At 38.5% G+C, this 14,611-nt stretch carries 11 protein-coding genes; 3 read left to right on the top strand and 8 right to left on the bottom strand.

What is annotated here, in order from left to right; translation table 11 throughout:
- Nucleotides 1-67: 67 nt before the first annotated feature.
- Entirely contained in the window at nucleotides 68-1,252 is a 1,185-nt protein-coding gene (mtnK, locus tag AC59HZ_RS06360) for an S-methyl-5-thioribose kinase (RefSeq protein WP_496545012.1), read from the top strand.
- 92 nt (nucleotides 1,253-1,344) lie between these two features.
- On the opposite strand, the gene AC59HZ_RS06355 is transcribed toward mtnK, so the two are convergent.
- The 8 genes from AC59HZ_RS06355 to AC59HZ_RS06320 all read right to left on the bottom strand — a co-directional run bounded on the left by AC59HZ_RS06355 (nucleotide 1,345) and on the right by AC59HZ_RS06320 (nucleotide 10,726).
- Nucleotides 1,345-1,929 (bottom strand): DUF2087 domain-containing protein, encoded by a 585-nt coding sequence (locus tag AC59HZ_RS06355; RefSeq protein ID WP_496545351.1) that lies wholly within the window; start codon nucleotides 1,927-1,929, stop codon nucleotides 1,345-1,347.
- A 105-nt stretch (nucleotides 1,930-2,034) separates the two neighbouring features.
- Nucleotides 2,035-3,156, bottom strand: coding sequence for an ATP-binding protein (locus tag AC59HZ_RS06350; protein ID WP_496545011.1), 1,122 nt, complete (start codon nucleotides 3,154-3,156; stop codon nucleotides 2,035-2,037).
- 142 nt (nucleotides 3,157-3,298) lie between these two features.
- Nucleotides 3,299-5,593, bottom strand: coding sequence for a thiamine pyrophosphate-dependent enzyme (locus AC59HZ_RS06345; RefSeq protein ID WP_496545010.1), 2,295 nt, complete (start codon nucleotides 5,591-5,593; stop codon nucleotides 3,299-3,301).
- Entirely contained in the window at nucleotides 5,593-6,606 is a 1,014-nt protein-coding gene (locus AC59HZ_RS06340; RefSeq protein WP_496545009.1) for a 2-oxoacid:acceptor oxidoreductase family protein, read from the bottom strand. The genes AC59HZ_RS06345 and AC59HZ_RS06340 overlap by 1 nt, the downstream gene beginning before the upstream one ends.
- A gap of 276 nt (nucleotides 6,607-6,882) precedes the next feature.
- Nucleotides 6,883-7,602 (bottom strand): LutC/YkgG family protein, encoded by a 720-nt coding sequence (locus AC59HZ_RS06335; RefSeq protein WP_496545008.1) that lies wholly within the window; start codon nucleotides 7,600-7,602, stop codon nucleotides 6,883-6,885.
- A gap of 2 nt (nucleotides 7,603-7,604) precedes the next feature.
- On the bottom strand, nucleotides 7,605-9,029 hold the full coding sequence (locus tag AC59HZ_RS06330) for a LutB/LldF family L-lactate oxidation iron-sulfur protein (RefSeq protein ID WP_496545007.1): 1,425 nt from the start codon (nucleotides 9,027-9,029) through the stop codon (nucleotides 7,605-7,607).
- Nucleotides 9,030-9,080: 51 nt separating this feature from the next.
- Nucleotides 9,081-9,797, bottom strand: a complete 717-nt coding sequence (locus AC59HZ_RS06325) for a (Fe-S)-binding protein (protein ID WP_496545006.1) — start codon at nucleotides 9,795-9,797, stop codon at nucleotides 9,081-9,083.
- A 200-nt stretch (nucleotides 9,798-9,997) separates the two neighbouring features.
- On the bottom strand, nucleotides 9,998-10,726 hold the full coding sequence (locus tag AC59HZ_RS06320; protein ID WP_496545005.1) for a FadR/GntR family transcriptional regulator: 729 nt from the start codon (nucleotides 10,724-10,726) through the stop codon (nucleotides 9,998-10,000).
- 317 nt (nucleotides 10,727-11,043) lie between these two features.
- On the opposite strand from AC59HZ_RS06320, the gene AC59HZ_RS06315 reads away from it, so the two are divergent.
- Entirely contained in the window at nucleotides 11,044-12,738 is a 1,695-nt protein-coding gene (locus AC59HZ_RS06315) for an L-lactate permease (protein ID WP_496545004.1), read from the top strand.
- A 126-nt stretch (nucleotides 12,739-12,864) separates the two neighbouring features.
- The gene (locus AC59HZ_RS06310) at nucleotides 12,865-14,607 is read left to right on the top strand and encodes a B12-binding domain-containing radical SAM protein (RefSeq protein WP_496545003.1); all 1,743 of its coding nucleotides are present in this window, start codon (nucleotides 12,865-12,867) and stop codon (nucleotides 14,605-14,607) included.
- Nucleotides 14,608-14,611: the final 4 nt, after the last annotated feature.

Raw genomic sequence — 14,611 nt, 5'->3', positions numbered from 1 at the left:
TTCAAAAAAGAAAGAGGCTTTTTTGTGCTCCATGCACATCCAAGCCTCCAAAAAGGAGAATAAAACAATGAGCCTATTAAAACAACAAACCTATCAACCATTAACCGAAGCTGCAGCAATTGATCTAGCATTAAGTTTAAATGTATTTCCTAAAAATGCGGACCTTACCTGCAAGGAAATTGGTGACGGCAACTTAAACCTTGTTTTTCATATTGTCGATAAACAGCATGATAAAGGCATCATTATCAAACAAGCCCTTCCTTACGCAAAGGTAGTTGGGGAAAGCTGGCCTTTAACCCTAAAAAGAGCCAAGATTGAAGCAGACGCCTTAAAAATTTTTGGCCAAATTGCCCCTGATTTTGTACCTAGGGTTTATTACACGGATGATGCACTCGCTGTAACGGTCATGGAGGATTTGTCTCACCTTTTGATTGCAAGAACAGGCTTTATCCAAGGAGAAGCCTATCCATTAATCTCACAGCATCTTGGAGAATATCTCGCTAAAACTTTATTTTACACCTCAGATTATGGTTTAGGTCCTGCAGTTAAAAAAGAAAGAGTACAGCAGTTTATCAATCCTGAACTATGCAAAATTACAGAGGATTTAATCTTCACAGATCCATTTTATGATGCAGAGACAAATAATTTTGAAGCTGAATTAAGGCCGGCAGTTGAAAAACTTTGGCAGGATGAGGCATTGAAGCATCATGTTAATATTTTGAAAAAAAGCTTTTTAACCGATGCAGAAGTTCTCCTTCATGGTGACCTCCATACTGGAAGCGTTTTTGCCGATCATTCGGAAACAAAAGTTATTGACCCTGAATTTGCTTTTTATGGTCCTGCCGGATTTGATATCGGCCAAGTATTTGCCAACCTACTTTTCCAGGTCATTGTGAACGATAAAAACCGTGATATCTTTATCAAGCATATTGAAACAGTCTGGAATGTATTTGAAAATCAATTTTCTCATTTGTGGGAACGAGAGAATAAGGAACCTATAGCAAAAACATCTGAATTCTTGAAATATAATTTATCTAAATTTTTCGATGACTCTCTAGGTTTTGCCGGCTGTGAATTAATTAGAAGAACCATCGGTCTTGCACATGTTGCTGATTTGGATTCAATCGAAAATAAAGAAATACGTTTAGCTGCTAAACTGAAGACATTGGAACTTGGTAAAAACCTAATTAAACTTCGAAAAGAAATCAAAGACCTACAAGAGTTTATTCATGTAGTTGAAACGGTAATTTAGTAAGGCTATTTTTGCATAAATTGTTAATTAACAAAGTTTACGAAAAGAACCTTTAGTAATGAAACAGCAATCCGAAGGTTCGGATTGCTGTTTCATTCAGGCTTCGCCCACATTTCTTCTGGATTTAGTTCATAAATTCCATTTTCCCGATACATATAATGATTAATGATGAATTCCCGGCGAATCGTCGCATAATCCTCGTGAAATTGTTTAATATACTCATTTATTTCTTTTTCTTCATATTTCTTTCCATTTTTTAATCCCTGTACCATATGCTCAAACACGATTAATTTCTTTTTCCGCTGTGCAGGAATATTTTTTAATTTTCCTTCTCTAGTATAGAAATTCTCAATTATTTTTTGCCTTTCAAGACTATCTTCCACCATATTCTCCAGTTCCTCCCCCCTTTTTTCTAATAGCTGCGAGAGTACTTCGGCCTGCTGTTTGATTAAAGAACTATTTAAATAAAAGTAAATAGTATTTTTATCTCTTCTTTCATATACCAGATGAACCTCGCGCAATTTTTTTAAGTGATGGGTAATTGTTGGTGCGGTTAAGCCAAGCTTGCCTGCAATCGCTTGTCCATGCAGAGGTCCTTTAGCTAAAAGTGAAACAATTCTAACCCTTGTTGGATCCCCCATTGTTTTATAGAACTCGACTAAGCGGTTTAGCTGCATCAAAGATCTCAACCTTTCAAATTTGATATTCATCTAATTAGAAATATATCGAATTTATTTTATTCTGTCAAACAAATAAAACACTTCCTGATTGTGGAAGTGTTTTTATTCTCTCTTTTTATGGCCATGCGGTAAAGTTATATGAAAAATGGATCCTCTTCCCTCCTCACTCTCGATACGGAGGGAACCCTTATGTTCTTCGATAATTCGGTAGCTGACCATTAATCCAAGTCCGGTACCTCTTTCTTTCGTTGTGTAAAAAGGTTCACCTATTTTATTTAGTTTATCTTTTGCTATACCCATTCCCTCATCTTGAATGGAAATTCGAATATGGTTGTCTTTGTAATTTTTAATTGTAATTGAGATGGTTCCGCCATTTGGCATGACTTCAATTGCATTTTTTATTAAATTAATAAAAACTTTTTTTAATTGATTAGGTTCACAATACAAGTGTGGAAGACCATCATCAAATTGGGTATTAAATTGCACATTATAAAGGACTGCTTGAGCATTTAAAAGGTCCAAAGTTTCCTTCATAATTTGAATAATATTCTTTTCCTGAAATCTTATTGCCTGTGGTTTAGCAATAAATAAAAACTCATTTATTATCGTATCAATTCTCGCTAACTCAGAGGTAATCACCTGATAATACATGGAATGCTCTTCTTTAATGCTGCTTTCAAGCAACTGAATAAAACCCTTTAAAGCTGTCATTGGATTACGAATTTCATGGGCAATTCCTGCTGCCAGTTCACCAATGATATTTAACCGGTCCGATTTTCGCAAGTGCTCTTCTAATTGCATTTTTTCTGTTACATTTTTAAATACAGTAAAGTTCAAGCCATCAATTATATTATGTTTAGTGTAATATTCAAAAAACAGTTTTTTACCATTCTCGACGTCAAAAATCATTGTAGATGTGTGGTGCCCTTTATCTTCAACCACTTCAATGTGCTTTTTTATTTCCAGCTGCATTTTTTCAAAATGGTTGAAAGGGTCAAATATGCTCCTGCCAATTAGTTGATTCTTTGAAATTCCAAATAACTTTTCTCCAGCATTATTAATATCTACAATACGATGCCGATGATCCCAAAGAATAAGTCCATCCATCGAATCCTCAAAAATCTGTCTATACATATTCTCACTATAGTCCAAATCATTATTTATTCTTTGCTTTTGACTAAAAAATAGAGGTAAAGCATCATTCTGTTTGTTCTGCCTCTTCACGTACAGCCACCCCACGAAAGCAATTAAATAGCGACAATAATCAAATCAGATATTCGACAAGAATTGCAAAAATCCTTCTCTATATAGAAATTATTATTATAACAGAAAAAGCAAAGATATACACTTTGCTTTTTCATTGATATTATAACAATGGGTTATCATTCTTAGCTTTTAGACGCTGCCATCTCTTTTCAACTTCTGCTTCAAATTCTTCTAATAATGGTTTATTTTCTTCCTTAAGAAGATGCTTAGTTTTACCCATATATTTCAACCAGTCAGAAAGTGGAATCCGTTTTTTCTTATCTTCAGGATTGTACGTAATCGTCGTAATTCCTTGCTCCACTTCATAAAGCGGGAAGAAGCAAGAATCAACCGCTGCTTCGACAATTTTTGTTCCGTAGCGGTCATCTGATTTCCAGTTAAGCGGACATGTGATGAGTATTTTCCCGTAAACAGTGCCAACATTTTGAGCATACCACTGTGCCTTTGCACCTTTTTTCACTAGGTCTTGCGGGAATGCCTCTGAACCTGTAAACACATAAGGAATGTTAGTTGCCGCCATGATTTGTGCGGTATCCTTATGATGGAAGGCTTTTCCCTGCTGGGCTTTACCAACACCAGATGTACTTGTCATATGCCCAATTGGAGTAGAATATGACATTTGGGAACCAGTATTCATATACCCTTCATTATCATACTCAAGCATGATTAGCTTATGTCCACGAAGCGCTGTACCAATTGCAGACCCCATTCCAATGTCCATACCCCCATCACCTGTGATCATCACAAACGTCGCATCATCAGAAATCTTGATTTCACCACGGCGTTTTAATTCCATGAATGCTTCAACTGTACCTGATAAGGTAGCGGCACCGTTTTGGAACAGGTTGTGTATCATCGTTTGCTTATGTGATGTGCTTGGATAACCCGTTGTCGTTACATAAGCACACCCCGTTTGGAACAGAGTAACAATATCGCCCTCAATTCCTTTAAAGAAAAGTTCTAATCCAGCAAATATCCCGCAGCCTGGACATGCCCCGTGACCAGATGCAATCCGTTTTGGCTTACCAGTAAGCGCACGTAAAGGAGGAATTTTCACGTTTAATTTATTGGTCTCTTCATTCATTTTGACATCGATTAAACCCGTTTTAAATACATCTCCATGCTGGGGCAAAATAACCGGCTTAAGAATTTTTTCAGGATTGCCAGGAATATGGCCATAGTAATCAAAAGATTTTTCAGCATAGCCTTTTTCCATTACTTCGATCGCCATATCAAAGAATGCCTGGGCATCACTTGCATAGAAATCCTTACCGCCAAGACCGAAAACACGACTTAAAACGATTGTTTTATTGTTCTTGTCATCTTGAAGTGCTGATTTCACTTCATGTGTTAAGTTTGGCCCATTTGCGCCGTATGAATCTGCACGTTCACCAACTAATAATGTTGTTACATTCTTAAGTGCTTCGCGAATTTCCTGCGCAGGGAATGGCCGGATTATATTCGGGCTGATGACACCTGCCTTAATCCCTTTTTCCCGAAGCTGATCTACTACATCCTTCGCTGACTCTGCAGCTGAGTTTAAGAGGAATAATGCCACTTCTGCATCTTCCATTTTATATACATCGAGAACAGGGTATTCTCTACCGGATAGCTTCGCATATTCTGCAGCAACTTCCTTAAATACTTCACCAGCATTATATATTGCTTCAGATTGCTGAAAGTGATTATTAATGAAATCATCACCGCTCATATGTGCCCCAATTGTTACTGGCTTGCTTAAATCCCTGACAAAGTTGTAATCAGTTGGACATTCGCCAACAAATTGCTGAACAACACGACGATCCTTAAAAAATTCAACTCTGCGTTTTTGGTGGGATGTAAAGAATCCGTCATAAGCCAAAATAACTGGCAGGCGTACTTTTGAGTGCTCGGCAATCTTTAATGCAATAATATTCATATCATAAACGGCTTGGGGCGTTTTAGCCGTTAAAATCACCCAGCCAGTATTCAATGCATAATAAAGATCGGAGTGATCACCGCGAATATCCAGAGGCCCGCTGACTGCACGAGTTACTAGATTCATAACCATTGGAAAACGAGTACCTGATTGGACTGGCATTTGTTCAAGCATGTATAAAAAACCATTGGCACTTGTTGCATTAATAACACGGGCTCCAGTCGCAGCAGCACCGTAACAAATACCAGCCGAACCGTGTTCTCCATCAGCAGGAATAAGCTTAATATCATGCTCGCCGCGTGTTTTCATCTGGTCTAAAAATTGGGCGACCTCTGTTGATGGGGTAATTGGGAAATATCCCATGATGTGATAATTAATTTGCGCTGCCGCCATGGCAGCCATTTCATTTCCTGACTCAAATGTAGAAATCTGTTCTGTGGTTCCTTGTGTAGTTAACTTATCTTCTAAAATAGCCATTAGAGAATCCCCCCTGCAATATAAGGAAAGTTTTGCTTCACTCGGTTTTCGTCTGCATATCCAAGCATTTCACGAAGGTCACCAAGTGCATCTGTGGGACATGCTTCCACACATTTTAAGCAGCCTTTACAATATTGATAGTCAATTCCTTTAAGAAACATTTGCTTTCTGCCGCGCTTATCTTCTCCTTCTTCCCAGACAAAACAAAAATCGGGACAAACATTATCACAGGCAGCACAATGAATGCATTTTTCTTGTTGGAACTCCGGAAGAAATCCTTGGCGTGATCCGCTTAAATCTTTAAAAATACTATTTGCTTGCGAAACCATAACCCCGCCGATTTCCTGCGTCATGTAGCCAAGCTGTGGAAACGAACGTGTGAAGGCCTTTCCTTCTGCTTCTTCCGGCACTTCATATTTTTTAAATTGAACTTCATTATAACCGCGGTCAAACGTTCGAATATTGGGTTCAACCAGATGAGGATATTTCTTAGTAAACGTTTTCCGAATCACATCTCTCATTGAATCAGGATCAAGAAAATCACAAATACGATATAATGCACCAAGCATCGCTGTATTTACCTTTGTTTTTTCCTCAACAGCAATGGATAAAGCATCTACAATGGCAAGTGTGCCATATTCAAGCTGTAAATCTTTTTTAACATCATCAAATTCTCTAGCTGTGTTTACTAAAACGATTCCATCAGCATTCAATCCGCTGACAACATTAACCGTTCTATATAATGCTTCATGGAAAACACCTACAACATGCGGCTGTTCGATCGGACTATGATCTCTAATTTCGACATCAGGATCACAAAAACGGATAAAACTCTTAACCGGAGAACCCTTCTTTTCAGATCCATATGATGAAAAATTGGAACCTTTTAAGCCAAGACTTAAAACGCCAGCTTCTGCTAACATTTTTCCAGCTAAGTTTGCACCAAGCCCACCGATTGATTCAAGACGGATTTCAAAAAATCCTAATTCATTTTTCGTTGGTAAAATAGACATAATGTCCCTCCCACAATTTCGTTCAAAAAAAAGACATAAAAATTTTTCTTCCCCTAAGTTATTGTAGAGCTTCACTTTTTTTTTAGCTGTGACAAAAGTTAAACATAGCAGGAAAAATTTTATAACACCTTTATTCATTTCACCCAAACCGTTAATTCGTATGACTTGAAAGGGTTTACCTTTTTATATAACAGATAAACGTTTGTATTATAACAGTGATTATTCAAAAAAAATAAGGTCTGCCTTTAGTATGTAAAGGCAGACCTTTTCTAAAAATTATAAATCATTAATGACAATATAGGATGCTTTAATTGGACCATGGACTCCAACAACAAGATTTAACTCAATATCTGCTGAATTACTTGGTCCAGTAATAAAATTGATGCATGATGCTACATGTCCAGTCTTCTGATGAATTTCACGCATCTTTTTTGCCGCTTGTGTGATACGGGGAACTAAACCGCTTTTCGGAATTAAGGCAATATAGGTCGCCGGTAAAAAGCTGATCGTTCTTCCTTTATTCTCATCACTAAACAAAACAACCGTTCCAGATTCTGCTAATGTAATCTCACTGATCGTAATACCAACATTTGCCTGTTCCGCTTTTGCGATGTTTTCTTCCCCTTTTGTATAATCCCATTTGTATACATCGATGCTCTGTTTAGGCCAGTCTTCATTCATAAGTTGATCTAGCCCCCACTTAGAAAAACGTACGTCTTTCCAAGTCACAATCGGACCCCCGCCATACGAGGTTACAACTTCATCAAGAGTTGCGGCTAATCCCTTTAGGTCAGTTGTATATAGCTTCGTATGAATTTTCTTACACTGCTCTGTCAAGACTTCTAACAATTCATCCTGTGATGCATCCTTTAAAACCTCAAGCTGCGGCTGGAATGCCCATTTGGGCTTTTCTACAACACCGGTAATTCGCGGACGGTCAAGGCGGCTGGCAATTTGATTTAAAAATTTCTCCCGATTTTGTATCATGCCTGACATGTTTAGTTACCACCTTTATCGCGATTTTTAAACCAATCTCTAAATCTTTCTTTATTTGGAGCCGGAAATTCTCGAATATCCGTCCATGCCTTGAGGGGACCGGGACCTTTTGAGATTTTATCTCCTACGGTAAACGGGTTCATGGCTGCCGGTGCCATTTTAGTGCCGAGCTTATACAATGTCGGAGAGGCCGCTCCTAAACCGAACGCTTTCATCGCCAGCTTTTCAGAAATGGGTGCTTTCCCTTCTTTTTCAACAATGATCTCCCTGTGTTTATGAAGGAGATTGTGTAACGGAATTTTTACAGGACAAACCTCTGTACAAGCTCCACAAAGTGTGGAGGCATAAGGTAATTCTTTATATTCTTCATAGCCCCCAAGCAATGGTGATAAAACGGCTCCAATTGGACCGGAATAAATGGAACCGTATGAATGGCCCCCTACATGACGATAAACAGGGCAGACATTTATACACGCAGCACAGCGGATGCATTGCAAGACTGCCTGGAATTCTCCACCTAGTATATTGGACCGGCCGTTATCGACGATGACAAGGTGAAATTCCTCCGGTCCATCAACGTCTAATTCCTCTCTTGGACCTGTTAAAACCGTAATGTAACTCGTCAATTTTTGGCCTACCGCGCTTCTTGTTAAGAGGCTGACAAGAACCTCCATCTCTTCAAAGGTAGGAACAATTCTTTCCATTCCCATGACAGTAATCTGTGTTTTCGGTAATGCCGTTACTAAATCAGCGTTTCCCTCATTCGTAACTAAGCTAAAGGAGCCTGTTTCAGCAACAGCGAAGTTACAGCCCGTTATTCCGATATCGGCTGACAAGTATTCCTTACGAAGCATTTCCCGAGCATGTGCGGCCAAATCTTCTGGCTTCGATGTTTTTGTATAACCTAATTTTTCTTTGAAGACATCGCGAATTTGTTCTTTATTTTTATGCAGCGCAGGAACCACGATATGTGATGGCGGGTCATGATCATCGACTTGAAGAATGTATTCTCCAAGGTCCGTTTCAATAACCTCACATCCCTCTTGCTCGAGTACTGCATTTAAGCTAATTTCTTCGGTGACCATCGATTTAGATTTTACGATTTTTTTAGCGTTTTTCTTTTGAACAATGCTGCGAATATATCCATTCGCCTCTTCTTTTGTCTGAGCAAAAAAAACATGGCCGCCTCGTTTTGCGACATTCTCGCTTAATTGTTCTAAATAATAATCTAAGTGCTTTAGAACATGCTGTCGGATTTCTTCACCATGTGAACGCCAATCTTCCCAGTTTCCCAATTCCTCAGTTGCTACCCGTCTTTTTACACCCATTCCATCCTGTGCTCCTGCCACAGCACCACGCATAAAGGAATTATGTATTCCTTGCTCAACACGATCCTTAAATTGATCGGTGCCAATCTTCATTGCCATTTGAATATCCCTCCACCCTTAGATTGAATTCACATTCTCTCAGCGATTGATTTAGAGGCTATTTAATACCTCAGCTATATGCAGCACTTTAATTGGCTTTCCTTTTCTTTCAATTCGACCGCCAATATTCATAAGACAGCCTGCATCTGCACCGATTAAATACTCAGCATCGGTTTCTTCTACATGGTGCACCTTTTCATCGACCATTTGCTCGGATATTTGAGCCATTTTAACTGAAAAGGTTCCTCCAAATCCGCAGCATTGTTCCTTGCCTGGCAATTCTGTAAACTTTAGCCCTTTTACATTTTTTAAAAGAATCATAGGTGCCTCTTTTACACCTAATAATCTCGTCATATGACAAGAAGTATGGTAAGTTACACTCGCATCAAATTTAGCACCGACATCTTCTATTTTTAAAACATCAACAATAAATTGTGTTAATTCAAATGTCTTTTCAGCCAGTTTTTTTGCTTTTGGTCCCCATACAGGGTCCCCATTGAAAATATGCTGATATTCATGGAACATGAACGCGCAGGATCCGGAAGGAGACACGACGTATTCTGCATCCATAAAGGTTTCAATCATACGTTTTATCGCTTCCTTTGATTCTTTAACATAACCGCTATTATATGATGGCTGCCCACAGCATACCTGTGATTCCGGAAAATCAATTTCACACCCCAGCCTTTCAAGTAATTCTACTGTCGCTTTACCTACATTGCTTTGAAATAAGTCAACTAAACAAGTTGCAAAAAGAGTAACCTTCATGTGTTTCTCCCCTTTTTATTATCTAATATATTAACTGCTACTGCACAACTGGTTAACCGGTCATCTGATGACTGATACAAAAAAATAAGAATGTTCAAATTTTATATTAATCATATTACTATAAAGTTGCCAAATATAAAAAGGGCTTTCAATAAATTTTTATAAAAAAACGATTCTAATGATTAGAATCGTTTTTAAACTTATTGTGCTAAATTATTATGTTGGAGATACTTTTGAAGAATTTCCTCAACGTTTTCAAGGTGCTTCAACATGGATTGTCTAGCTCTTTCCTCGTTTCCATCCCTTATGGCCTCATAAATAGCCACGTGCTCCTCGTATAACCGTTCTAATGTTGTCTGCTTAGAATATAACCAAACCCTTCTCGTCTCTTTCATTGTTTCACCCATTAAATCGGAGACATGGTTCATTAAGCTGAGTAAAAGAGGGTTTTGTGATGCTTCTGCGATAGATAAATGGAACTGCAAATCTGCTTTCTCACCAAGTTCCTCATTCCCTTGAGCCTCACTCATATCTTTCAATGCGCTCACCATATTCTTTAGGTGGTGATCCGTTCTCTTTTTCGCGGCTGCCCCAGCTGTACCTACTTCAATGATCTTCCGCACCTCTAATAGATGGGTGATATCATCCTTATTCATTAAAATGGCGGTTGATAATGGGAAGGTAATTTGGTCTGTTTCAAACTCTTTTATATATGTTCCTTCCCCCTGCTTCATTTCAATTAGGCCCATTGCCCTTAAGGATGTCAACGCCTCGCGAATAGCAGAACGTCCAACTTGGAAGTTTTCCGCGAGCTGTTGGACAGAATCCAGCTTATCACCAGGCTTTAACTGGCCTGTTCGTATCATTTCATATATGGTTTCAGCAACTTCTTCATATATTTTTTTTGGTTTAATTTTTTTATATTTCATCTAAGACAACCCCTAACAAGCAATCAACAAGTAATTAAATATTATCATACATTTTTTTCAAACAAAGTGCACCCAAACTAATTCTTAACAGGCGGAGTTTTAATTCATTTTCGGATTAATTATTTTCAATTGATAAAAAATTTTAAAAATTTTCTATTGAATTTTATTAAAATTGTCCCTTATAATTCTTTACAGATACAAACATCGAGTCATCTGATGACCAAATCATCATTTGAAAGCGTTTGCCAGCAAATATTAAGAGAGGAGCACTTTTTAGCAAAAAAATTATTTAAAGCTAATTCGGGGGGATTAAGCTAATGACATTTACGCAAAATTTTACCGCAGTGGGAGATAATCTCGCACTTTCCGCAATCGTTGCACTCATTCCAATCCTTTACTTCTTCTGGGCTTTAGCTATAAAACGAATGAAAGGCCATATCGCCGGATTATCAACACTAGCTATTGCTTTATTGGTTGCAATCATTGCTTATAAAATGCCAGCGGGAATGGCATTTATGTCAGCAACTCAAGGAGCTGTTTATGGGATTCTGCCAATCGGCTGGATCATCATAACTTCAGTACTTTTATATAAACTCACTGTAAAAACAGGTCAGTTTGATATTATCCGAAATTCAGTATTATCAATTACCGAAGACCGCCGTTTACAGGCGTTATTAGTTGCGTTTTCATTTGGTGCATTTCTTGAAGGTGCAGCGGGATTCGGTGCTCCAGTCGCCATTTCCGCTGCTTTACTAGTTGGGTTGGGCTTTAATCCTTTATATGCTGCCGGTCTCTGCCTGATTGCAAATACTGCACCGGTTGCTTTCGGCGCAATTGGAATTCCGATTATTGCTGTAGAGGGTCCAACTGGGGTTCCAGCAATCGAAATTTCGAAAATGGTCGGACGGCAATTACCATTCTTATCTGTTTTTATTCCATTTTATCTCGTTTTCATCATGACAGGCTTCAAAAAATCGATGGAGGTTTTACCTGCAATTTTAGTCTCAGGTGTTACCTTTGCTCTTACCCAATATTTAACTTCTAACTTTATTGGACCAGAACTTCCGGATATTTTATCAGCTCTTGTCTCTTTATTCGCTTTAGCGATTTTCTTAAAATTTTGGAAACCGAAAAATATTTATCGATTCGCAGCAGAGCAGGAATTGGCTGCAACTTCTACAGCCAAAAAGCTTCACAGCAATCAGGAACACTACTCCGGAGGACAAATTTTCAAAGCTTGGTCTCCATTCCTTGTATTAACTGGAATTATCTCTGTATGGGGAATTCCAACCATTAAGCTTGCATTAACGGGCCATTATGAAGGAACAAATGCTATTTTAAAAGCGATTAATTCCATTGGCCACGCGTTGACATTTATGCCGGAAGTGCCGCTCTTAAACAATAAAATTCTAAATAGTGCAGGTGCTCCTATTCCTGCCGTTTATAAGCTTGAAGTACTTGGGGCAGCTGGAACTGCCATATTAATTGCATGTATCATAACCAAATTCATTGTCGGCATCTCTTGGAAAAACTGGGCGATTACTTTTGGCGAAACACTAAATGAGTTGAAATATCCAGTTCTCACAATTGGTTCTGTCGTCGGGTTCGCATATGTAACTAATGCATCTGGAATGAGCACAACTCTTGGTATGTCGCTTGCCAAAACAGGCTCCCTCCTTTTTCCATTCTTCTCGCCTTTCCTTGGGTGGCTGGGAGTATTTATTACTGGTTCTGATACATCCGCAAACTTGTTATTTGGTAACCTGCAAAAGATTACAGCAACCTCCATTGGTATGGACCCTGTATTAGCCATTGCAGCCAACTCCTCTGGAGGAGTAACCGGAAAAATGATTTCCCCTCAATCCATTGCAGTTGCTTGTGCCGCTGTAGGACTTGCCGGAAAGGAATCAGATTTATTCCGCTTTACCGTTAAGCACAGCTTCATCCTGGTCATAATAGTAGGAATCATGACCTTCTTACAGAGTCATGTACTGACGTTTATGATTCCGTAATTGAAATCCATGCTTAAGACCCACGCTTAACAAGCGTTGGTCTTTTTCCATGGTTTGCTTCTATCATTTTTGTTTAAAATAGACTATAATAAAATATTGTTTTATTTTAGCAAAAGGAGTATTTTTATGAAGGTTATTTGCTCTACCTTGAATGCCAAGTATATTCATACAAACCTAGCAATCCGCTATTTGAAAGCCTATGCTTCGCCTGAGTATGACATACAAATTAAAGAATACACAATAAAAGACCCAATTATGAACATTGTCTCAGACCTTTATCAACAAAAACCGTCTGTAATTGGTTTCAGCTGTTACATTTGGAATATTGAAGAAACGCTTAAAGTTGTCAATATGATTAAAAAAATAGATCCTTCTATTACAATCGTCTTAGGGGGGCCTGAAGTTACTTACGATACGATTCATTGGATGGAAAACTATCCAGAGATTGATTTTATTGTGATTGGTGAAGGTGAACAAACCTTTAAACAGTTGCTAACAGAATTAGAGACGACTCAAAATTTATTGAATGTCCATGGCGTAGCCTATCGTGAAAATGGTCAAGTGAAGTGCACACCACAACGAAATAAGCTTGATTTGAAGGAACTGCCCTCACCATACCGATTCCTAGAGGATATTCCCCATTTGGGAAAGCGGGTTTCTTATATTGAGACAAGCCGCGGTTGTCCTTTTAGCTGCCAATTCTGCTTGTCTTCTATTGAGGTTGGCGTACGCTATTTTGACCGCGAAAAAATAAAAGATGATATCCGTTTTTTAATGACAAATGGTGCAAAGACGATTAAATTTGTTGACCGTACCTTTAATATCAGCAGAAGCTATGCCATGGAAATGTTCCGATTCCTCATTGATGAACATCTCCCAGGGACGGTATTCCAGTTTGAAATTACAGCAGATATTATGCGCCCTGAGGTTATTGAATTTTTAAATCAAGAGGCACCTGAAGGCTTGTTCCGTTTTGAAATCGGCGTCCAGTCAACCAATGACTATACGAACGAACTTGTTATGCGGAAGCAGAATTTTGCAAAGCTAACCAGAACAGTCACCATGGTTAAAGAAGGCGGCAAAATTGATCAGCATCTTGATTTAATCGCTGGGCTTCCGGAAGAAGACTATGCCTCTTTCCGCAAAACCTTCAACGATGTTTTTGAAATGAGACCGGAAGAATTGCAATTAGGTTTTTTAAAAATGCTGCGTGGAACCGGGCTCCGTCTTCGTGCTGCTGAGCATCAATATGTATATATGGATCATTCGCCGTATGAAATCCTAAGCAATAATGTTCTTTCCTTTGACGATATCGTAAGGATTAAACAAGTAGAAGATGTCCTCGAGAAGTATTGGAATGACCACCGAATGGATCACACGGTTGAATATTTGGTCACGAAGGTTTTCCCTTCACCATTTGATTTCTTTCAAGAATTTGGGTCCTATTGGGACGAGCAAGGCTGGTCAAGAATTGGACATCAGCTTGAAGATTTATTCCGCCGCCTTCATTCCTTTTTGGAGCACAAATCGATAGAAAATCTAGATGTGGCAGCTGGTCTGATGAAGTATGATTACCTAAAGCATCATAAGTACAAGCCGAGAAAGCCGTGGTGGGAGGCTATCTTTAATAAAAATGAGCGGACACAGGTGTATAAACAAATCGCTGAAAATCCCTCTTTATTAGGAGAAGCTTTTATTAAGCTGGAACTTAATGAAAAGGAATTATATAAGCATACAATGTTTGAAGAGCTTTCTTTTGATTTATCAAGTTATTTAGCAACGGGTGAGATAAAGAACATACCTTCCTATCTATTGGCCTATTTCGATCCAACCAATAATCGGACACTTATTTTTCCTATAGATAAATGAAAAT

The organism is Neobacillus sp. DZ-9, from assembly GCF_059587065.1.
This window is presented reverse-complemented; position numbering and strand designations above follow the sequence as displayed.